The organism is Actinomycetaceae bacterium MB13-C1-2, assembly GCA_035621235.1.
In the GTDB taxonomy this organism is placed as follows: Bacteria; Actinomycetota; Actinomycetes; order Actinomycetales; family Actinomycetaceae; genus Scrofimicrobium.
In genome coordinates this window covers 810,015-830,895 of sequence record CP141731.1, presented here as the reverse complement: position 1 = coordinate 830,895, position 20,881 = coordinate 810,015, and the positions used below count along the sequence as shown (strand labels likewise).

The window sequence follows — 20,881 nt, the reverse complement described above, 5'->3', positions numbered from 1 at the left end:
CATCGATAGACACGAAAATCCCACTATCCATGGGGACCGGACGAGGATGCCGACGGATGGGAGGTTCTCCACGCGAGCATTTGGCTGTTGTGCCACCTCGCAGGCCGGGCCTAGATCGATGGGGGTACATCGTCTTGAAAGCTGATGTTCTGATAGTTCGACGTATCGGTAGACGAGGTCGATATCGGACTGTCAACCGGTTCTCTTTCCGAACTGCCTGGCTGGACAAGACGGGAGACGTAGCTACCGATTCTGTTTTTCTTGACGACCGGGGTAAACCACATGGCGATCGCGGCCACGAGGCTCAGCCCCTGAAATGCATAGAGTGCCAGGACTACACCAATGGTGCCAGCAAGCCATCCAGCTAGGAATGACCCGACGGGCATCGCCCCCCACACCGCGAAGCGGAATGTCGCATTGAGGCGTCCAAGCAGGTGTGGCGGACAGATTCTTTGGCGCAAACTGAGCTGGACGATGTTATAGACCGTCATGAAGAACGAGTTGACGAAACCGGTGACTACCAGCACCAGCCAAGCTTGGCTACCGGCCAGGACTGACATGGGTATCGCGAAGTTCACGAGTACGCCCAAGGTGTTGAAGATTGCGATCGTGTGGCCCTCGCCCAGACGCCTGACGATCCGGCGGTTGATTAGTGCGCCGAGCACTCCGCCGACGGCACCAACCGACAGCAGGGTTCCGAGAACCTGCGGACTCATCCCCAGTTCACGAAGGGCGAGGATCGGCATCAGTACCCACACGCCCTGACCGAATAGCCCCAGTGCCGCGATGCATAGGAAGAGGGGGCCGAGGAGCGGTTCGCCTCGGACGTAGTCGACTCCCTCTTTCACCTGTTGCCAGAGTTTCTGGTCCGTCGGCTTCTTCCGCTTAGGTTCATGACCGGGAATCGCCCCGATGGCACCGGCCGAAATCCCCAGTGTGACTGAGGTGAGCACGAACGTCACGGGGGCGCTCATCAGACCAATGAGCCATCCAGCTATACCGGGTCCACCGACGCGCGCGATTTGAAATGAGGCTTCAAGTCGACCGTTTGCCTGTCCAATCTGGTGATTACGAACGATTGAGGGGACAAAAGACTGGTAGGCAACGTCAAAGAAAACCGTACCGAACCCAAAAATGAGAACTACGACCATCAAGTGATATATCGAGAGGGAGTCCATCCACCAGGCCAAGGGGATGCTTGCGAGCGCGATCATCCTAACCAGGTCAGCAACAATCATCGTCCGGCGCTTGCGCCACCTATCAACCCACGCTCCGGCGGGAAGGCCAATGAGGAGGAACGCGAGAGTCTGCAATCCTCCAATGATGCCGACCTGCTCTTCAGTTGCGTGAAGAACAGTAATCGCCGTGGTGGTGATAGCAAGACTTGCCACCTGGAAGCCAAACTGACTTGCAGTTTCACCCGCCCAAAGATAATTGAACGCTCGGTTGCGATTAAGACTTTCAGGCTTATCAGCGTCGGGCGTTGTAACGGCACGCTCTGAGTTAACGCCCTTGGTCCGGGTGGCAGGGTCAATGCGGTCCGCGCTTTTCGCGGGCGCGCCGGAACTGCGAGAAGAAACTGGAGTTTGCATGTCTAAGAAATGATAGTCCGGGTAGCAGGGGTGTTTCTCCCGCGAACAAAAGTTAGGATCAGTGAATGGGTCGTGCTAAGTCTGGTGAGCTAAAGCATCCGGCAACGCCTGCAACCATGGTGCTTGATAAGGCAAAAGTACCCTGGATGCCGCACATGTACGAGCACGACCCGAGGAGTGCCTCGTACGGACTTGAGGCTGCGACTGCCCTTGGGATTGACCCGGACCGAGTTTTCAAAACACTGGTTGTTACGGTCGAGGGCAAGCAGGGGATAGCGGTTATTCCTGCGTCGCACACGCTGAACCTCAAGTCAGCAGCGGTGGCGCTCGCGGAGGTTGGGGCACCCAAGGCTCGAACAGTCGAGTTGGCCGACGAACGCACCGCCCAGGCTGTTACGGGATATGTCATCGGGGGCATCTCCCCTCTGGGCACCAAGCGCGAGCTACCAACGGTTCTGGATCGGTCGTCTTTGGATCACGACACTATATTGGTGTCGGGAGGAAGACGAGGGTTCAGCGTAGAGCTGGTATCAAGTGATCTCTGCAGATTGGTCGGAGCAATAACAGCAGACCTAACGAGGTAGGGCAGGAGACTAAGGGGTCACCTCATCCGCAATTCTCGTGAAGATTGCGAGTCTTCACGGTCATAACATCTACGGAAGCCACCTCGGTAGCGATGGCGTTGGTAGCGTTCGGAGGGGCGCTGTCCTTCCCGCGTTCCGGCGCCACCGATGCATCGGGGCACGCAGAGCGATGATCTCCCTACCAGCTAGTGCTCAGTGGACGACCTTCCTGGTAGCCGCTCGCGGTCTGTACTCCTACGATGGCGCGTTCGGCGAACTCATCGAGATTTCGCGCCCCCGCATAGGTGCAAGCCGACCGCACGCCAGAGGTGATTTCATCGATCAGGGCTTCCACCCCTGGGCGCGTCGGGTCAAGGTACATGCGGGAGGAGGAGATGCCCTCCTCGTACAAAGCCTTCCTTGCCCGATCGAATGACCCGCTACGAGCGGTTCGCGCTGCGACCGCGCGCGCCGAGGCCATACCAAACGACTCCTTGTACAGACGACCGTCGCTGTCGCGGTGCAGATCTCCGGGGGACTCATACGTGCCCGCGAACCACGATCCGATCATCACCTGGCTGGCTCCTGCGGCGATTGCGAGGGCCACGTCGCGTGGGTGACGGACGCCTCCGTCTGCCCATACGTGCTTACCCAACGCTCGCGCAGCTGCGGCCGCATCGAGTACTGCCGAGAACTGTGGCCTTCCCACGCCGGTCTGCATGCGCGTTGTACACATTGCCCCCGGGCCGACACCAACTTTTACGATGTCCGCCCCGGCGGAGATCAGCTCTTCCGCGCCAGGTGCTGTGACCACATTGCCTGCCACGACTGGCACCGTCGGGCCGAGGTCGCGTACCCGCTTAAGGGCCTCCAGCATCTTCACCTGATGGCCGTGTGCGGTGTCGACCACCAGGGTATCTATTCCAGCGTCCAGCAGCGCCTTGGTTTTCCCCTCAATATCTCCGTTGATCCCGACAGCGGCCGCGATCCGTAGCGAACCAGTGGCGTCAAGGGCCGGGCGATACACGCTTGAACGCACCAGTCCTTTTGAGGTGATTAGTCCAACCAGCTTTCCGTTTTTCACAACGGGGGCCATATGTAGGCGCTGACCCTCGAGAAATGCGTACAGGTTCTCAAGAGCATCCTCGCCATCGAGCTGCTCGATATCCACAACAACGGGGTTTGGAGTCATTACGTGGCTGACCTGGGCGTACTGATCCACCCCGGAACAGTCTCGAGAGGTGGCAATACCGACTGGTATTCCGTCTTTCACCACGACTGCGGCATCGTGTGATCGCTTCGGGATAAGGCTGAGGACCGCGCCTACCGGCATATCCGGCGCAACGATAATCGGTGTCTCGATAATCGGATGCGCATTTTTGACGGTGCGGACCACGTCGGCCACCACATCGACCGGGATATCCTGCGGGATTACGGCCATACCGCCCCGACGGGCGACTGTTTCGGCCATCCTACGTCCCGAGATTGCCGTCATATTGGCAACGACGAGGGGGATCGTGGTTCCGGTTCCGTCGTCTGTCGCGAGATCAACATCGAAACGGGAGATGACGTCGGAGTGGGAGGGGACGAGGAAAACGTCGTCGTATGTCAGGTCTTGGGCATGGCTTTGCGAAGGTAGAAACTCCATGAGGATAAGGGTACGTGGTGTGTTCTGCGGCCATTCGGAATTCCGGGCGATGAGACTTTAAGCGGCGGGTGGAAAGTAGATGTGCGGTGGCGGGGGTGACCTACCTGTTGGCCTGACGGTAGAGTCTTCCTACGGACGGATTGTGTCCGTACGTGCGCGCGGAATACTCAGGGCAACCGGAGCAGAGCTCAGATATGCAAGAACTTCAATAGAAGCCTGTCGCGAATGAGGAACAGTTAGATCGAGTCCACCCACAGGATGTAAACGGTCTATTTACCCAGGTCGTCTGCTACTTGGATGGGCTTGTTCTGACCGTCGACTAAAACAACGCGAGGAAGGCGTTCGCGGGCGGCTTCTTCGGGTACCTGTGCATACGCCATGATTATGACGACGTCGCCGATGCTGGTTAGGTGTGCGGCCGCGCCGTTGAGTTGGACCGTTCCCGAGCCAGAGGGTGCTTCGATCGTGTAGGTGGTGAGTCGAGCACCGTTTGTCACGTTGACCACGTCGACTTGCTGCCCGGGGTAGATGTCGGCGGCGTGCAGTAGGTCGGAGTCAATCGAAATCGATCCGATGTAATTGACGTCGGCACCGGTAACCGTCGCACGGTGGATCTTGCCGATCGCCATGGTGCGGTATACGGGGTGGTCAGTCATGGTGTCACCTCCTACTGTGAACAAGGGTAGTCGCGCGGGCCGCTTCGAACGCAGAACGTGGTGAACCCCGCGTTGATTCGGCACGGTCAAGAACCTCGTCCGTTTAGGCATGAACCCAAGTACCGTCCGGAATAACATGGTTCCCTCGGGGCATAATGAGTAGTCAGGTGGGGAGCACGCGTCAGCGAATTTGTTGCTGATTGGTACGGCGGGATCATCCCTGCTCGCGCAGGGAGCACCACCTGCTCAAAGAAGGAATGTCCGTAGACCAGGGATCAGCCCTGCTCGCGCAGGGAGCACACCGCCTCGACAACGGCAAGTACCTGCCCGAAGGGATCATCCCTGCTCGCGCAGGGAGCACGCATGACTCAACGAGAGTGGACGGTGCTCAACGGGATCATCCCTGCTCGCGCAGGGAGCACCAGCATGACCTTGAGTGCGGCCCGACTGTTTTGGGATCATCCCTGCTCGCGCAGGGAGCACACCTTGTACCTTACTGAGGACGAATGGGATCAGGGATTATCCCTGCTCGCGCAGGGAGCACCAAGCTTGACCCTAATCAGTTCGCCGTCGTGAGGGATTATCCCTGCTCGCGCAGGGAGCACGCCAAGGCTGCGCGGCTGGTTTGCTGCAAAGTGGGATCATCCCTGCTCGCGCAGGGAGCATGCTATCGAGGATGCGCACGTAGAGCTTGATCAGGGATCATCCCTGCTCGCGCAGAGAGCACACGGCCTTGGTTTTGTCGCGACCTGCCCGAATGGGATCATCCCTGCTCGCGCAGGGAGCACGCCAACGACCCCGACCAGCCAGACGCTGAACCGGGATCATCCCTGCTCGCGCAGGGAGCACTTTCTATTACCCAAAACAGGAGGCTGCTCGTGGGGATCATCCCTGCTCGCGCAGGGAGCACATGTCCATATGGATATAGTACATAACTACTTGGGGATCATCCCTGCTCGCGCAGGGAGCACGAGAGCGCCGATAGTGGATTTCCCGCCGTTGCGGGATCATCCCTGCTCGCGCAGGGAGCACACCTCACAGGCTCTCTCGCGGTTGGTGCGCGTGGGATCATCCCTGCTCGCGCAGGGAGCACTGCAAGCTGTCACCGAGCAGGAAGCCGCCCTGGGGATCATCCCTGCTCGCGCAGGGAGCACCTGCCGAGGTTGAGCGGTTGCAGGTGCAGCGTGGGATCATCCCTGCTCGCGCAGGGAGCACTCACCCGACATGATCCCCGAAGTCGACTACCAGGGATCATCCCTGCTCGCGCAGGGAGCACCTTTTCGGTAGCTTCCTCTAGTGTCCCCCAGTGGGATCATCCCTGCTCGCGCAGGGAGCACGTTTGGATGATCTCAACTGCGACACCGGACAGGGGATCATCCCTGCTCGCGCAGGGAGCACGCGGTGCTGCCTTGGTGGTTGGCCGTCGTGTACGGATCATCCCTGCTCGCGCAGGGAGCACTGGGTTGGGCAGGGGCAGTCTTCTAGGTCGCATGGATCATCCCTGCTCGCGCAGGGAGCACCAACAGATCGAACTTGTGGGTTTATCGAAATTGGGATCATCCCTGCTCGCGCAGGGAGCACATTGGTGAGCATTTGTCGGAGGTGCGGATTTTGGGATCATCCCTGCTCGCGCAGGGAGCACATGAGCGTCACGGACCTAATCACCGTAGACGAGGGATCATCCCTGCTCGCGCAGGGAGCACTCGCGTCAGGTGAATCCGCTGCTGAAATGACCGGGATCATCCCTGCTCGCGCAGGGAGCACCTCTTCGATGAAGGTGAGCATGTCTTCGTCGGGGGATCATCCCTGCTCGCGCAGGGAGCACTTTGCCGCCTGCTGAACGGTTGCAGTTCAAGTGGGATCATCCCTGCTCGCGCAGGGAGCACTCATGGTTTTGGTTCTCCTTTGAGTAGTGCTCGGGATCATCCCTGCTCGCGCAGGGAGCACTTCATCGCGTGGCCCCGCAGTGGCCTCGTCGGGGGATCATCCCTGCTCGCGCAGGGAGCACATCAGGGCGAAGGAAACTTCGCTCAGTCGCATGGGATCATCCCTGCTCGCGCAGGGAGCACATTTCTCCTCCAGCAAATGCAGTTTCCGTTTGGGGATCATCCCTGCTCGCGCAGGGAGCACCGGCGATGGTCAGGTTCTCTAGCAGGTCGCCAGGGATCATCCCTGCTCGCGCAGGGAGCACTATCCGCCGTGGACGCCGATAATCACCCCTCCGGGATCATCCCTGCTCGCGCAGGGAGCACCGTGGTCGAAGGTGAAACCGCAAATGAGGGCGGGGATCATCCCTGCTCGCGCAGGGAGCACCTGTGACAGGGGTCGGCGCGGACGGGGACTTAGGGATCATCCCTGCTCGCGCAGGGAGCACATGGGCACTGATTCTTACGGGCGTGCCAGCGAGGGATCATCCCTGCTCGCGCAGGGAGCACGTTGGCTTCGACAAGGACGGGCTGCCCACAGAGGGATCATCCCTGCTCGCGCAGGGAGCACCTCTGTTGCAGGGTGCAATCCAACTATTCATGGGGATCATCCCTGCTCGCGCAGGGAGCACGCAACTACGGCACAAAGCGAAGAAGTGGAGCCGGGATCATCCCTGCTCGCGCAGGGAGCACGAAGCCGCCCTGGCTGACACGACTACGCCCCTGGGATCATCCCTGCTCGCGCAGGGAGCACGGCATGTTCGGGGGGCTGGCCGGGAAACTCAAGGGATCATCCCTGCTCGCGCAGGGAGCACGTTGTTGTTGAACTCCTAATGACGGCCAACCAGGGATCATCCCTGCTCGCGCAGGGAGCACCTGTGCTGAAATGCCGAAGCCGATCATGGTCTGGGATCATCCCTGCTCGCGCAGGGAGCACGATCCACCGAAGGATTTACCGACCCCGTTCTTGGGATCATCCCTGCTCGCGCAGGGAGCACACTTCCTGATCTGGGAGGTTACAGAGGGGAGTCCTGAATTTCGTTCACTTTCCGTTTTCGATGCAATCGTTGTCCGCGTGTTATCCTCGTCGTCTTCGATACCTCGAAGCGGCAGACCAACCCTTCTTCATAGAAGATCCCGATCCGCTTGATCGCCTCATCATTGTTACACCATCAAAATCTGTCGGACGCCAGTCGTGGTCACTTGATCGCACGCTGAACCCCTGTTCTGCTGAACGATCTTTGTAAACGAGAAGTGCACGCCCGCTTCCGTCCTCGATTGTAAGCGCCCACACATGGTCGCGAAGGCGAGGATTCAACTTTCCAACGAACACGCCTGGACTGACTTCCATCATCCAGCGTGTCAGATGGCCGCGTAGTCCTGCGGAGCAGGCGGTGAGGATGAGGACAACCACCGTCAGCCTCGAGCATCCTCGTTGAAACTCACTCCTCCTTCGACTTCGCCACTGGCATCCCAGAGCAAGTTTTCTCCCTCGCCGTCATAGACGAGGTCTACTTCCCCTATGTTCAGTAGCCGGACTACGTCACGAACGACGCGCTTTGTGAGCTTGTCGTTCATGAAGCTATCCCGCATTCTCCGCCGCACATCGCCACCGAAGTCGCGATTAGCCAGCGCGTCAAGCTTCGGGTCACCTGTTAGGGACTCTTGATACTCGGCAGTCGCTTCGAAGGATACGGGTATTGATGTCTCCGCTTTGTACAAGTCGGCGATGTCGTAGACGAAGCTTCGGTCATGTCCCGTGTGCACGATCCCAAGTCCAGGAGAACAACCTATCGCGACAACCGCAGCCTGAACTAGACCATACAGACAGGCGTTTGAGGCCGAGAGTGCTTGATTAATGGGATCTCCTCCCGCGAAATCTTCGGGATTATAGTCTCTGCGTCCCCATTCAACCCCTGTTTTCTTGGACCAGTCTCGATACACATTTCTTACTCGAGCACCTTCTCGGCCGCGAAGTTGCTGCATCGTAAGGCCAGAAACATCTTCATTTGGAAAGCGCATTGCATACATTTCGCGCGCGACCTTCATGCGCTCTCGATTACTGGAGACGATCCGAGCCTGTTTGACCAGAAGCTTGGTAGACCGAGCAAGAGGGCGCCCACCCGCGTAATACCGGACGCCACGCTCTCCGACCCACACGACCGATGTCCCGCTGTCCGCTATCACGGCCATCGCCTGGTGGGTGACGTTCGTTCCTGGGCCAAGCATTAGTACGAGTAATGCTGCGCTGGGGATGTGCACAACGCCATCTTCAGTAGTCGCCGTCAGCGCATTCGCGTCACGAGCAATTACCGCGTGTTCCAAATACACGAACGAAATTCTGTCCTCAACTCGTGCGAGCTCTGATGGGTTCGATGGGACAACACCCGGCATCGTGTCAGCCATGCTAACTCTCGCTACCCGGTGGACCGTGCTGGTGCGAGGGTCATGAGACCGCAACCGTACGCTTTTCCTCTTCCGATACCTTCCACGAGTACCGAACGAAGTGCATCGGCGTCGATCACTTCCAGGCCACCTTCAAAAGTTACTCGGGCGAGCGTCACATGATTCTGACCCCGCTTGAAACGAAGAGTTTCACGCTTTGTTACTAGCGGAGCTGCACTCTCATCTTCGGTAGAACTATCAATCCACTTCACGCCGATGCTCTCGGCTCGTTCTTGCAGCCACTCAGCTTGGTAGCGTTCAGAAACGTGGGCTTTCCGGCGTTTTGTTCCGTCGGGTCCTGTGACGATGTGAGTTGGATTAGCGGTGAGGCGGAAGCGGTATCGTTGGCCTTTATGTAGTCGCGTAAGTAGCGGATCGTACTCACGAGAATCCCATGTTCTTTCCGTTTCCCAGCCGGCTTGCTCCTGCAAATGCTCCAGTGATGGAATATCCCGACTGACGATTAGCAACGCTGTTTGACTCGCACTCTCGTCGAGTCGCCACAGTATGCGACCGCGATTCTCGGTGGGAGGGAATGCCGACTCGACCGCTGCGTGCAAAACCTGAGGGTCCTTGGACATTCTGAGTGTCTGCCGACGCCTCGGGTTTAGGTACATCCGAGTCAAATACATCAAATACCTCCCAGAAGTTGCATCACGTCATGTTCGTCCGAGGGAACTCCTTCTGGATTCGTCACCCGGGACCAGCCGTGCACGACACTCCTCCACGCATACTCGCGATTACGAGGATCGAAGCTAACAGGCACGTCACGAACCATTTCATCACTCACGTCGTAAGGACCAGCATCCCGGGAGTAGAGGAGCATTGCATCCCTAGGCTGCGTTCGCATGTATCTCTCGGAGGCTCTCCAAGGCTCGCTCTCTATCGCATCCTCGATGTCTCCGTCTCTGATACCGAGGACGAGGCGAGTGCCCGGCGGACACGCACGTCGTCCTAGGTAGAGCGGAAACACCGGAGATTTGATGGCTCCGGCGAGTCCTTCCAGTAGGGTTGAGTCCCCCTCAATGAAGGCTAAGAACTTTGCGTCCCCCACGTAGTAGCGTTGGGATAGCGGTTTAGCTTTTCCAGTACGCCAATCAATTGCCGTCTGGAAATCTCTCACGAGTTCGCCAGGCTGTTCTTGGCGAACTCCAAACCGGAGACCGGCGAGGTCTTCGATTGGATCGATTCTTCGACGCCCCAAAGCCGCGGCTAGCAGTCCAACGACACCGCTCTTTGTTGGCAGCATCCTGGTGTCCCTGCGGACGAACCGACTCTCGTCACCCCACGCCTGGAGGGGGCCAGAGAGTTCGAGTACGAGGGTTGACATCACTCGCCTACCAGGCGAGATCGGGTTGCTTCAACTGCCGTGGACACAAGTTCGTCCAGTCCAATGGAGGAATCAGCACCCTTACTCCTAAGCATCTTGAGCGCTCGCGGATCTGCGACCATCTCGGCATCAATCACGGGATGTGTCCCATAGGCTTTGTCGCCCGCCTCGGCAAACTCCAGAAGCTCAACCGCTGCGGCTGAGAGGACTCCACCATCGGCATCGGGCCGCACCGGATCCTCGAACGCACCCACAAGATTCGTCGGTTGATCTGAGCGGACCTGGACCATGACGAAACCCGGCCGTGTTCTGTTTGCAAAAGTGTTCTGCTTGCCGGTCGGCATGCTGAGGATAAATGCGCGAATGAAAGCGTCGACGGCTCGGACGGCGGCTTCTTTTGAACCGAGGTTCTCAGAGAGGCGCACCGCGTCGATGGTTGCGTACCGATAGAGGGTTGAGGAGTTAAACTCGACTGTCCCGATCATCCCGGCTCCCGCGTTATCTTCCGGAGCGTTATCATCGACAGCCGTGAAGTAGTCGAACTCGGAGACGACTTCGTGCACGGAGATGGCGTGGCTTACTTGGCAGGCCGCGTCGACATTAAGTTCTGGAGCATCAGCGATCATTCGGCCGAAGAGTGCAACGTCGATAGATGAAGCCCCTTTTAGGGCCTTCTGCGCTTCTGACTTTGAGAACTCTCCATCCGGTGCATTCGCCGCAAGCTCCGCCAAAGCTTCGATCTGAGCTCGCGAAAGGAAAACCAGATATCCGGTCTTATGCTCTTCCGCGGTGTTCTCATCTGAATCGTCCTTGGTCTTCTTCTTCTCAACCTTCACCTTGATACCAGAAGCAGAAAGAACCTTGTTCGCGAGCTGGACCGAGGCTGTTTCGTCGCGATCCGGGTCAAGATCTCGGATTCTCTTAGCAATCCGATCTACCAACTTGAGTGTCCGTTCTCCGAGCTCGCTTTCGTCTAGAGAGTCCCGGAATACACTTCGAGTAGCGCGCTTCCATGCTTGGCTTGAGACGCGGGCTCGCTTCACTCCTCCATAGACTGCGCTTTTCGGGGAGCCGGTGTCGTCTCTGTTAATGCACGAGGGTGGGACCGTCTGTAGCACGTGGATGTCGATGAAAGTGTTGTCGGAATGCGTCATTGGTATCTCCTGGGATCTCTGTGGTTGGTTTTGGCTATTGTTCGGCGGGTTCAGTCGTATCGGGGGATTGGGTGGGCGAGTCGATTCGAGCCAGATCGCGAGCCCATCCGAGCCTCACGCGGGTTCTAGATTGAGGGGACTGAAGCCAATACAGGTCTTCCGCCAATCTTCCGTAATCAAGAGGTATCTTCTCGTTTCGAAACTGAGTGATTAGGCCACGCAAGTGAACCGTAGCCTCGGCCAGACTTGTCGATGTGGCCAGAGCGTTGAACCTCCGCATTACCGGTTTCTCTCGAGTGTCGCCCTCAGACGGATTCGCTAGTCTTCGCACAGCGCGGCCTAGACCCCAGCCGGACTGGTGTGCGCCTTCACTGAGAGACTGCTGGTGAGTTGCATAGAGAATTAGTGATGCGGCAATAGCCGCCTCTGCACGACTTGGTTCGTCTCCGTATCCAATAAGGGACGCAGGAACTTCCTGAAATCCAATCGTCAATGCCTGTAGAACGCCCTCTTCTGAGGAGGGGTTCGCACGTCGCAACTCAGCGAGCGTGGCGCGAGCGCGAGAATCTTTTGCAAGATAGCGCCTCTGCATTTGGCTCACATGCTTAGAGACGTGAGAACGAAGCTCCGTATTTGTCGAGCGCGGTTCTTGTCCACTAGTCATCATTCTGGGAGTCCTTCTCCTTTTGGGTATTCCCACCTAACCCGTAATAGATGTTCTTCTCAAACTTGTTCATTGCTGTGGGTACGCTGAGCACCTTCCCGCTGACGCCATCCGGACGACCGATCCAAGCTGAAGGTGGCGCTTCAGCAACTAATGCTTCAGCACGTTTCCGTATGGTCTTGCGCACGTGCTCGGTCCAGTCGTCAAGCAATTCTTCGCCATCGCATCCGGGTTTGACCTTGAGGAGCCAGCCACGGAATGACTGATCGAACTCGGCGTATGCGCGTTCTGACGCGGTCACTCCTGAACTCTCACCGGACCCTCCAGCGGCTCTGTCAACGTCTTGTGCCAAGTATTGAAGCGCCCGGACTCCACGTTCGGTTCTTGTCACGGCATTCTGCGCCAGTTGTAACAAGTCGCCACCATCGGTTATCTCAGCTAGAGCAGCCGCAAACGCGAGTCTGTCGGAGACCACCTCGGTGTAGCTCGACATCTGCGCCCCGTACTCCATAGTCACGGCGCTTACTTCGACTACGTAGTCCGCTGGGATGAGCTTGTATTTTGTCAGTTGGGCGAGCCACTCAACAACGGCAGCAGGCTGGGCCGCGTCTTTGACGTTCCACTTCTCCTGCAACTTCTTATCTAGTTGTGCTGATTCACCGTAAGGAATCAACGTTGTCAGACCCCTCCAAAGTGCCTGCCCAGCACTGAATGTACGGGGCATGTAGCGAACAGCCTTAGCTTTTGTTGTTTGAGGCTGGCTGAATCTCCATCCGGACATGACTTCATTTGTCCACTGCATGGTGTAGTCCAGCGGGTCTCCATTGGACACCAAAACGCCTGTTATCTGATCCTTACCAGCCCTGAGTCGTAGTCGACGCTGCGGCCAAGTCATGAGCGACACTGCGCCGACATGGGAGAGGTCTTTTGGATTCCGCTCTCCGTCGGGCAAAACCGGCTCTTCCCAAACGGGAAGATCGTCCGGAGTTTCTACTGTCCTCCCGGCGATGTAGTTAAGGAGCAGGGTTTCCCGGAGGTTCTTGCCCGTCAAAGCGACACCACCGAGCCAACCGCACCAACCGACTCCCATGGGATATCCGCGCCCACCCTTTACTCGCTCATCACCGACGGCTCCGGATTTGATACCGGAGTAGTCGTAGGCGTTTGTGTGGATTAGCCAGCGAGCGGCTTCCGAGAAGCTTAACGACTTCAACTCGCTACGCATGGTGAATAGTGGTTTGTCCGTGTCTACATCGGCAACAATCAGGTCTACGGGCTTCCACTCATCCTTGGCTGTTCGTAGTGTTGGGACCTGCATGAATGGTTCTGTCGGGGAGAGTAAGTCGAAGCGATGATGCCAGTCATCTAGATATGGTTCGATGAGTTCTGCAGGAAGTTGTCCTTCTCGCCACAGCTCACCCCAGTATTGCAGTGGCTCGCCGTCGATTTCCTCGTCAAAGGCACGGTAGATGATTGCCAGAAGAACTCGAAGAATCGCGAACCTTACGGTGAGCAACTCTCCAGTGATATCTCGGAAGTCTTCTGCATGTAGGAGCGCCTCTCTTATCGACACCTCCCGCTCGATTCCCTTCATATCAATCACCGGAATCCAGTCCTCATCTATGAGGTTGAACTCCTGAACCTCAGCAGAGAATGGTTCTTCTGTCATTTGACCGCCTCGCGTTCTACCAATAGGCCTAGGTCTCTGTCGTATCGAACTACGTATCCGTTCAAGGTGGTCTGCAGGTTCTCATCGAGGATCAGAGGGAGGACTCCTCGCAGCCAGTAGGACGTTTGCCAACCCTCGATGCCATTGCCTTCAAGGTCATCAAGGACTTTGTCGAGATTGGGGCCCATCGTTAGCCAAGACGGAAGCGAAACTGTGCAAGTCGCAACCTGCCTGGCAAGTGGGGCCTCTATCTCCCTCAGGCCTACTTCGACATCCCCGTAACCATCTGGAAGCCACGGTAGAGAGTACAGTCGGCTATCCTTTTTCTGAATGATGACTACCTCTACAGAGAGCTCCGCGTCCCGCACTTGAGCGGCGCCGACCTCTTCGGAAGCTTCCTTCATCGCGAGACGACTCCAGTTGACGATATTTCCACGGCCGGGGGAATTGATGGCGAATGCTCTGGAGCGGTGCGCCTGATCCGCCTCATGCTCCTTTTGCTTCGCGTCGGCTTCCTCGAACTGGTTCTTCCATTCCTCAGGCACATCTGGATCTTCCGCATATGTTGCGCGGATCAGGCCGGGCACATCTTCAGGAATTCCGACCTCGTTCCTCCCTCGTCCGCCAAATAGCGCACGCAGTGCAAGCGCGGATCGGTACAGGTGAGAGTTGCCGTACACCTTGGCTACACCGCGATCAAAGACTGGAGGTTCCATGCCCTCAAGGATGCCTGAGCCCCCCGACAAAATGATGCGGGGTGTCCGCATGGAGGGTGGACGTTGCTCCAGAGGCCTGTTGTGGCGGTGCACTCTGCCCATGCGCTGGATCAGCAAATCGGTAGGCGCGAAGTCGGTGAACATCATGTCGAAGTCGACGTCCAGAGAGGCCTCAATTACCTGAGTTGCTACAACGATCATCGAGGATGGTCGATCTGCACCTTTGCCTAGACGACGCACAAGCTCGCGCTCACGCCTTGAACGAGACTCCGCGGTGAAACGAGAGTGGAACAGTTCTACTTCCCCATCAAAGGCTTCGTTGATTGCCGCGAATATCCGTTGCGCGCGGTCTACGGTATCAAGCACGACCGCAATACAACCCCCGGCTGAAGCTTCCGAGAGTACGCTCGAAACCAGATCCTCGTCTGATCCCCCTGCTACTTCTGAAATAGAAAACGTAGTCCGCCTATCCGACTTTGGTGGGGAGATTTGGATGCTCTCGGTACCACTGATCGCGGTGATCAAAGGGTAGCTAGGGTTGTCGGCATACTCCTCGATCAGCGGGTCACCTGAGCGGTCGCGGCGCCTTCGCTTTGTTACCTTTCCGCTCTGCGCTCCGCGGCGATAAGCCTCGAGCAGGGCTTTGCGCTGGGAGGGAAGCAGGGTTGCTGACAATGCAACCACCGGAACGCCATATGCACCGAGCCATTCGAGCACGCGATGCAAATAAGTCTGCATGAAGGTGTCCGCAGCATGGATCTCATCGATCACGATGACCTTGCTACTTAGTCCCAGATGGCGGAGAACTAGGTGCTTCGCCTTCAGCGCGCCAAATAGTAATTGATCCACCGTCCCGACTACAAAATCATGAAATATGCTCTTCTTCCGCCCAGAGAACCATTCGTGAACAACGACCGGCGAATCGTGGTGATCCCCGTAAATAGTGCGATAGGAGTGTGCGCGAGGGAGTGCCTGCATCTCCTGGTCGAACTGCGCCTTTCCGTGGGCGAGGGTCGCCGAAACGCGCTCGGCATCGCCAATCGAGCTATCCAACCACCCGAGTACGCGACCGAACATAGCGTCGCTTGTAGCCCTGGTGGGAAGCGCCACCATCAGCCCATGAAGACCGAACTTTTTCGCGAGGACTTCCGCTGTCGCGAGGGCGATCTCAGTCTTACCTTCGCCCGTGGGCGCTTCGACTAGGATCAGGCTCGGCTCGTTCAGCGAGTTCGCTAGCGTCACGGCTTCGGTTTGGACCGGGCGAGGGGTGTCGATGCGGAATCGCGAAGAGAAGTAGTCCTCCGTAGTGGTGACTTCAGTGGGTTTCCAGTGCTCACCGAACTGAAGTGCTTCGAGCGCAAGCCTCGCTTGCTCGGAGGCCTTGCGGTCAGTAATGAACGGGAAGAGGTCAGCGTCCGAGGCGATCCAGTCGCACACGATCAAGAACCCTGTGAGGATTGCTTGGACCGGCTCCGTAATGTCTGCTGAGAGGATGGTGTGCCAGTCCTCTTCGGTCAGCTCAGCGATCTGATCGGCACGCCGGAGAAGCTCTTGGCGAACCGCAGACCATCCTGGATCTTCATTTGTGCCATACGGTGCAGGTATCGGTCCATCCGTGGGGAACTGCCCGTGATGCCCACCCACCATCTCTGCTATTGCGAATTTACTCTTCTGGGCCGGATAGCTGTCTGCGAGAGAGTCAAGGTAGCTCTCTACTGCGACCTGTCCGGCACGCCCGTGGGGGAAGGCTCGCTGATCCGCAGCAGGTGGGGTGTTTCGAGGAAAAATGAAGCCAGCCAGTTCCATTTGGTACTGCTGACCTGGAGCCTTGATGGCGAACGCTGATGTTGCTTTGCCTGCGTCGTGCGCGGCTGCGAGCCAAATGGTCAGTTTCTTTGCCAGTTGTGCGTCACCAAAGGTTTGTATGAGTAGTTGCTTTTGGGACTTGGAAAGCCATTCTTCATAGAGTTGATCCGCAACTGCGGCCGCATCTTCGAGATGCGCCCAGAGTGGATATGACTTCTCCGTGAATCGATCGAACTTGGCCCAGGCGGCACGAGTCATGGCATGGTCAGGGCGACCAAGATTGATCATGTGTATAGCCTCTTGTCTACGTCGACAGATACTGAACTCATCATAGGCCGCGTTCCAGAGTCCCACCCGTCTTTGGTGAAGTATCCGATCTAGGACTGAAAGATCGAGGTGTCCTAGTAGCTTTCATTAGCAGAATCGCCCACACGACGCTAGTAGGATGACTCGCCCACACCTTTCCGTCGGGAGTGAGTGCTGGTCTCAGTAAGCTCGGAACCTCGCCTTCGCGAGGATCAAAATAACGACCATTATGCATGTGTGTCGATTATTGGATCATCCCAACCGAGGTGTGGGCGAGTCACAGTAATTCTACAACACCAATACGCAGTCCAATGAGTATCGATTATGTTTGATCATCTGGTAGTGTCAGATGCGACACCAAGGGTTGGGTTGGTGTTCCGGCCTGGGTCCGTTGCAGCCGAACCCAAGCCGGTCGCCCGAAAGGGATTGAGTTGCGCACACGGCGCCTCTCTATCGTAGCGAACGAGATTGGCTGGTTCCCTTCGGGTTTACTGATGGCCAAAGCGGCTGTCGGACGGACGCAAAATAGGAGTAGCAATGAGCGACCGAATGGTTACACATACCCGCAAAGATAGAAACGGAAACATAATAGGTCTGGGAAATCTAGGACAGGCGTGGTCTGTCAGGTCTTCCTATGACTGTATTAGAGATATAGAGCAGGGAGGTCACCGGTATTACGTGGCGTGGCCCGAAAAGAGTACATGGATTCGCGTAGTGAATGGCGCCTCAGGCAAGTACTTGAGAACAGACCGTGATAACACGTTGCGAAACAATCTGGATGATCTTCCGGAAATCTAGATGTCTGTGCGAGGGGTGGGACTGAAACGCGAGTACCGCCCCTCACATCGTCGTTCATATATATGTGGTTATACCGTGGCAATCTGGCCGTGGCTGCTTACATAAACCGCAATTGCTTCCCTGACGATCTCTGACTCAGGACGGTTCTGTTCCTTGGCCAGGGCCGCCACACTGTTCTTTAGTGCTTGAGGGACGCGTGCCCGGAGCGTTGGAGACGCGCCCTTCTCTTGCCCAACTCGGGGGCGACCTACCGCAAGCGTTTGAGCCTCGTCCAAGGTGCTTGCACCAGTGGCTACCATAAGTAGTTCACGTGCAGCTGTAGCGGCGCCTTCTCCGTAAAGGGCTGTCCCCGGAATTGGTTGTAGTTCTCCTTGCTCTGCGCGGTTAGCTAGTTCGTCGTAGTCCGTCATCTCTGCTCACTCCCTCCATATAGCAGGTGTCGATATCTGTCACTCAACGGTTGAACGTGAAAGACAGTTAGGGTTCGCGGTGGTCGTAGCGCCACAATCACCTCTATGTACCTCTCAGTCTGTGGGTGTGGGTGGCCTACATAGACAGTCGTTACTTCGCCCGGTTCGCCCTCAACTTGCTCCGAGGCGACCGCATTCACCATCGCGTGGATGGCGTCTTCTCTAGGAATACGGTGCTTGTCGGCACTGTCTTTGAACTCTACGGGCACCGCTCAAGTGTAGCACAAAATAAGGCTACAATAAGTCCAGTTGCATCTTGGAGTGAGTTGGAAGGTATGACATGGATGCTTCTTGATGCGCGAACAACGCTCCAATAGTTGACTCTCTGTGATTTCTATACACTCAGAATTCCCGACCCTAGTTCATTGATTTGAGGTGATCGCCTTGTCCCCTTCTTCGCTTGTAGTTGTCATTTCTGGGGTTAGTGGGTCCGGGAAGTCGACCGTCGCGCGTACCGTCGCCGAGCACCTTGGCGCGCGATACGTCGACGCCGACGACTTTCACCCCTCGTCCAACATCGCCAAGATGGCGGTCGGCATTCCATTGACGGACGAGGATCGCCTTCCGTGGCTCCAACGCCTCGTCTCCGAAATCAACGCGTCACCGGAACCCGTTATCCTCGCCTGCTCCGCGCTCAAACGCAGCTACCGCGACACACTACGAACTGCGACGAAGCCCGTGAGATTCGTGGAGCTCTCAGGCGGCAGAGAAGTCCTCGAACAAAGACTCCAGAACAGAGACGACCACTTCATGCCCGCAGACCTGCTGGACTCGCAACTCGCCTCGTTTGAACCGCTAGAAGAAGATGAAGCAGGACTTCGCCTCGACCTCGAAATCCCTCTCCCCGAAGAACTAAGCCGCATCGAGAACTGGCTGCGCTCAAGCATCATTCCGTAGCCACGAAACCCACCCGCGTGCAAGGGGTCCGCTTGACGGTCGGCAACTAAACTCCCTTTGCCAGCTGGGAGACACGACCCTTTGAGATTCCGAGTAGGTCCGCCACGTCCTGAACCGACAGACCTTGTGACCGGAGCTTTGTCACCGTGCTCAACTGCTTTGACTGGGCGGCAGCTGAAGCCCTTTCCTCGGCTTCTCTTGCGAGTAGATAGTCATTAACTAACTCCTTTTGTGCTCCCACAACTTCGAACTCAACGCCTGCTGCACCTAAGGCTGGATCGCCGAGCTCTTCGCGCCATAGCCGGACCACGTCCTCTGCCATCCGGCGTGCTTCTCGCAAAGTGCGGCCCTGTGTGTACGAGGTATGTCCTGGAATCTCGACAACTACCGACCACCAGCCATCAGATCGACTCGCTGTCGCAGTCACTGCTTCTTCCATGTTGTTGCAACCTCCAGAATCCCGTTCGCTGTTTCGCGTGCAATCTTGCGGTGCCGGAGTATCGTCGTGACCGCGACTCCATCGAACCTGAGCGTTGGGTGCCTCTTGCCTTCGGTCACGCTCATTGAGTATTCATGCGCCGCCGCGATCTGCGCCAGACTCTTTAGGAGTTCAACGCGCTTCATATGCTGGGTTTGAGTATAGCGAACCTAAACTTTAAATGTCTACTTTTACTAAACATGAGTTGCTTTTTGTCCTTCAGACCGTTGGCATCAACGTAAAGGATGCGTCGACGGCATGGATGGTGGCCTCGAACAGGTTGTGCAAAACCGCCAAAGCCTGGATCTGTGGACAAGATGGACAGATAAACTGCGAATTCGGTGGTGCCACCAGATGATGCCATTCTTATTGGCGGCTGGATCTGTCCGAGCGGGTCTTTAGGAGGTCATCATGAGTGCACCGCGAATCCTCATTGCGCCGGATTCCTTCAAGGAGTCCATGACCGCACGCCGGGCTTCCGAAGCGATCGCGCGCGGGGTACATTCCGTCTGGCCGTCAGCGCAGGTCACCCTTATTCCGATGGCGGATGGGGGCGAGGGCACTCTGGATGCCGTCCTCGCCGGCGGCCGGTATGAGGAGCGCACCTGCGGTGTCACCACCGCCTACGGCAAACCCCGAACCGCGCGCTTCGGCTGGGATCCCACATCCCGCGCCGCGCTGATCGAAACCGCCGAGGCAGCCGGCCTCGAACACACCAAACCCGAGGAGCGCGACATCTGGTGTGCAACCTCCAACGGGGTTGGCGAACTTATCCGGGCGGCGCTCGACCTCGACCCGACCACCATCTACCTGACACTCGGCGGCTCGGCTACCAACGATGCAGGGACGGGGATGCTGGCGGCGCTCGGAGTGAGGTTCCTCGATCGCGCCGGTCAGGAACTCGGCCCGGCCCCAGACGAACTGGGGGATTTGTACGAGGTGGACCTTTCTGCCCTTGATCCTCGTACCCACAATGTTGCGTTCGAGTTGGCGGTCGATGTGGACAATCCGTTGTTGGGGGACGAGGGTGCCTCTGCTGTCTTCGGCCCCCAGAAGGGTGCGTCGGCTGACGATATCAAGCGTCTCGACGCTCTGCTTGAGCGGATCGCGGACCTGCTCAGCGTGAAGACTGGGGCCGACAGTCGCGACGTTCCTGGGTCTGGCGCCGCTGGCGGAATGGGTTGGGCGGCGATGGAGGTGCTAAACGGAACGCCTCGGCGCGGCGTTGAGATCGTCGCAGAGATGGTCGGCCTAGTCGAGGTGATGAAGAGCCAGGACCTGGTGATTACGGGGGAGGGGCAAGTCGACCCCCAGACTCTCTCCGGCAAGACTGCCTACGGGGTGGCGCAGGTGGCGAAGGCCTGTGGGATCCCAGTTCTGCTGCTGGCGGGGAGCGTGTTGCCGGGGGCGGAGAGACTTATGGAACACGGAGTTACGGCGATAGTTCCGATCTCGGACGACGCTGAACCGCTGGAGGAACGCCTGGCACGAGGCGAAGAAAACCTGGAACACGCGACGGCAAGAACGCTAAGCGAGCCCCCGGCTTTCAGTGACCTCGCTACAAAAGGGGTAGTTTGTACCCGAGAGATTGGCCTCGGGAAGCCCAAGCCCGGTTGCGCACCCTAAAGTTGGCAAATCCTCGACGAGATCGAGGTTGCACCCGACCCGGGGCGCAACGTTCAGGGGGACGCTTCCATGAGGCAAGCAGACGTTCGTAGTTATTCCGACTTAGGGGGCTTAACTCGGAATAACTCGGGAGATATT

18 protein-coding genes and 1 CRISPR repeat array are annotated in these 20,881 nt (G+C 57.5%); of the genes, 3 read left to right on the top strand and 15 right to left on the bottom strand.

Features of this window, described 5'->3' with window-relative positions:
• Positions 1-110 precede the first annotated feature (110 nt).
• The gene (locus U6G28_03700; protein ID WRS30804.1) at positions 111-1,592 is read right to left on the bottom strand and encodes an MFS transporter; all 1,482 of its coding nucleotides are present in this window, start codon (positions 1,590-1,592) and stop codon (positions 111-113) included.
• 65 nt (positions 1,593-1,657) lie between these two features.
• Between U6G28_03700 and U6G28_03695 the strand changes: the two genes are divergently transcribed.
• Complete coding sequence (locus tag U6G28_03695; GenBank protein ID WRS30803.1) at positions 1,658-2,176, top strand: aminoacyl-tRNA deacylase; 519 nt, start codon at positions 1,658-1,660, stop codon at positions 2,174-2,176.
• Positions 2,177-2,354: 178 nt separating this feature from the next.
• On the opposite strand, the gene U6G28_03690 is transcribed toward U6G28_03695, so the two are convergent.
• The 12 genes from U6G28_03690 to U6G28_03635 form a co-directional block, all read right to left on the bottom strand.
• Positions 2,355-3,803, bottom strand: a complete 1,449-nt coding sequence (locus U6G28_03690) for a GuaB1 family IMP dehydrogenase-related protein (GenBank protein ID WRS30802.1) — start codon at positions 3,801-3,803, stop codon at positions 2,355-2,357.
• Between the two features lie 269 nt (positions 3,804-4,072).
• Entirely contained in the window at positions 4,073-4,459 is a 387-nt protein-coding gene (panD, locus tag U6G28_03685; protein WRS30801.1) for an aspartate 1-decarboxylase, read from the bottom strand.
• Between the two features lie 210 nt (positions 4,460-4,669).
• Positions 4,670-7,382: direct repeats of the CRISPR family, unit length 29 nt; unit sequence GGGATCATCCCTGCTCGCGCAGGGAGCAC.
• An 80-nt stretch (positions 7,383-7,462) separates the two neighbouring features.
• On the bottom strand, positions 7,463-7,798 hold the full coding sequence (cas2e, locus tag U6G28_03680) for a type I-E CRISPR-associated endoribonuclease Cas2e (protein ID WRS30800.1): 336 nt from the start codon (positions 7,796-7,798) through the stop codon (positions 7,463-7,465).
• A gap of 2 nt (positions 7,799-7,800) precedes the next feature.
• Positions 7,801-8,790: a type I-E CRISPR-associated endonuclease Cas1e gene (gene cas1e, locus U6G28_03675; protein ID WRS30799.1), complete on the bottom strand. Its 990-nt coding sequence runs from the start codon at positions 8,788-8,790 to the stop codon at positions 7,801-7,803.
• A gap of 11 nt (positions 8,791-8,801) precedes the next feature.
• The gene (gene cas6e, locus U6G28_03670) at positions 8,802-9,461 is read right to left on the bottom strand and encodes a type I-E CRISPR-associated protein Cas6/Cse3/CasE (protein WRS30798.1); all 660 of its coding nucleotides are present in this window, start codon (positions 9,459-9,461) and stop codon (positions 8,802-8,804) included.
• Positions 9,461-10,159 (bottom strand): type I-E CRISPR-associated protein Cas5/CasD, encoded by a 699-nt coding sequence (gene cas5e / locus U6G28_03665; protein WRS30797.1) that lies wholly within the window; start codon positions 10,157-10,159, stop codon positions 9,461-9,463. The genes cas6e and cas5e overlap by 1 nt, the downstream gene beginning before the upstream one ends.
• Complete coding sequence (gene cas7e, locus U6G28_03660) at positions 10,159-11,313, bottom strand: type I-E CRISPR-associated protein Cas7/Cse4/CasC (protein WRS30796.1); 1,155 nt, start codon at positions 11,311-11,313, stop codon at positions 10,159-10,161. The genes cas5e and cas7e overlap by 1 nt, the downstream gene beginning before the upstream one ends.
• Positions 11,314-11,347: 34 nt before the next feature.
• Positions 11,348-11,980: a type I-E CRISPR-associated protein Cse2/CasB gene (gene casB, locus U6G28_03655; protein ID WRS30795.1), complete on the bottom strand. Its 633-nt coding sequence runs from the start codon at positions 11,978-11,980 to the stop codon at positions 11,348-11,350.
• A complete protein-coding gene (gene casA / locus U6G28_03650) occupies positions 11,970-13,646 on the bottom strand; it encodes a type I-E CRISPR-associated protein Cse1/CasA (protein WRS30794.1) in 1,677 nt (558 codons plus the stop codon). Before casA ends, casB begins: the two co-directional genes overlap by 11 nt.
• Entirely contained in the window at positions 13,643-16,456 is a 2,814-nt protein-coding gene (gene cas3, locus U6G28_03645) for a CRISPR-associated helicase Cas3' (GenBank protein ID WRS30793.1), read from the bottom strand. Before cas3 ends, casA begins: the two co-directional genes overlap by 4 nt.
• A gap of 884 nt (positions 16,457-17,340) precedes the next feature.
• On the bottom strand, positions 17,341-17,682 hold the full coding sequence (locus tag U6G28_03640) for a hypothetical protein (GenBank protein WRS30792.1): 342 nt from the start codon (positions 17,680-17,682) through the stop codon (positions 17,341-17,343).
• The gene (locus tag U6G28_03635; protein WRS30791.1) at positions 17,679-17,951 is read right to left on the bottom strand and encodes a hypothetical protein; all 273 of its coding nucleotides are present in this window, start codon (positions 17,949-17,951) and stop codon (positions 17,679-17,681) included. The genes U6G28_03640 and U6G28_03635 overlap by 4 nt, the downstream gene beginning before the upstream one ends.
• A 166-nt stretch (positions 17,952-18,117) precedes the next feature.
• Between U6G28_03635 and U6G28_03630 the strand changes: the two genes are divergently transcribed.
• Entirely contained in the window at positions 18,118-18,639 is a 522-nt protein-coding gene (locus U6G28_03630) for a gluconokinase (protein ID WRS30790.1), read from the top strand.
• Positions 18,640-18,685: 46 nt separating this feature from the next.
• On the opposite strand, the gene U6G28_03625 is transcribed toward U6G28_03630, so the two are convergent.
• Both U6G28_03625 and U6G28_03620 read right to left on the bottom strand, forming a co-directional pair.
• Complete coding sequence (locus U6G28_03625) at positions 18,686-19,078, bottom strand: hypothetical protein (GenBank protein WRS30789.1); 393 nt, start codon at positions 19,076-19,078, stop codon at positions 18,686-18,688.
• Positions 19,063-19,263 (bottom strand): hypothetical protein, encoded by a 201-nt coding sequence (locus tag U6G28_03620; GenBank protein WRS30788.1) that lies wholly within the window; start codon positions 19,261-19,263, stop codon positions 19,063-19,065. Before U6G28_03620 ends, U6G28_03625 begins: the two co-directional genes overlap by 16 nt.
• A 265-nt stretch (positions 19,264-19,528) precedes the next feature.
• Here U6G28_03620 and U6G28_03615 point away from each other — a divergent pair, with 265 nt between their 5' ends.
• Complete coding sequence (locus U6G28_03615) at positions 19,529-20,743, top strand: glycerate kinase (protein ID WRS30787.1); 1,215 nt, start codon at positions 19,529-19,531, stop codon at positions 20,741-20,743.
• Positions 20,744-20,881: the final 138 nt, after the last annotated feature.

What these genes read in the sequence shown, in the direction of transcription:
- U6G28_03690 (WRS30802.1), bottom strand. Translation starts at nt 3,803, where the DNA reads ATGGAGTTTCTACCTTCGCAAAGCCATGCCCAAGACCTGACATACGAC.
- U6G28_03695 (WRS30803.1), top strand. Translation starts at nt 1,658, where the DNA reads ATGGGTCGTGCTAAGTCTGGTGAGCTAAAGCATCCGGCAACGCCTGCA.
- cas1e (WRS30799.1), bottom strand. Translation starts at nt 8,790, where the DNA reads ATGGCTGACACGATGCCGGGTGTTGTCCCATCGAACCCATCAGAGCTC.
- U6G28_03620 (WRS30788.1), bottom strand. Translation starts at nt 19,263, where the DNA reads ATGAAGCGCGTTGAACTCCTAAAGAGTCTGGCGCAGATCGCGGCGGCG.
- U6G28_03625 (WRS30789.1), bottom strand. Translation starts at nt 19,078, where the DNA reads ATGGAAGAAGCAGTGACTGCGACAGCGAGTCGATCTGATGGCTGGTGG.
- cas3 (WRS30793.1), bottom strand. Translation starts at nt 16,456, where the DNA reads ATGATCAATCTTGGTCGCCCTGACCATGCCATGACTCGTGCCGCCTGG.
- panD (WRS30801.1), bottom strand. Translation starts at nt 4,459, where the DNA reads ATGACTGACCACCCCGTATACCGCACCATGGCGATCGGCAAGATCCAC.
- U6G28_03615 (WRS30787.1), top strand. Translation starts at nt 19,529, where the DNA reads ATGAGTGCACCGCGAATCCTCATTGCGCCGGATTCCTTCAAGGAGTCC.
- cas7e (WRS30796.1), bottom strand. Translation starts at nt 11,313, where the DNA reads ATGACGCATTCCGACAACACTTTCATCGACATCCACGTGCTACAGACG.
- cas5e (WRS30797.1), bottom strand. Translation starts at nt 10,159, where the DNA reads ATGTCAACCCTCGTACTCGAACTCTCTGGCCCCCTCCAGGCGTGGGGT.
- U6G28_03640 (WRS30792.1), bottom strand. Translation starts at nt 17,682, where the DNA reads ATGACGGACTACGACGAACTAGCTAACCGCGCAGAGCAAGGAGAACTA.
- casA (WRS30794.1), bottom strand. Translation starts at nt 13,646, where the DNA reads ATGACAGAAGAACCATTCTCTGCTGAGGTTCAGGAGTTCAACCTCATA.
- casB (WRS30795.1), bottom strand. Translation starts at nt 11,980, where the DNA reads ATGATGACTAGTGGACAAGAACCGCGCTCGACAAATACGGAGCTTCGT.
- cas6e (WRS30798.1), bottom strand. Translation starts at nt 9,461, where the DNA reads ATGTATTTGACTCGGATGTACCTAAACCCGAGGCGTCGGCAGACACTC.
- U6G28_03700 (WRS30804.1), bottom strand. Translation starts at nt 1,592, where the DNA reads ATGCAAACTCCAGTTTCTTCTCGCAGTTCCGGCGCGCCCGCGAAAAGC.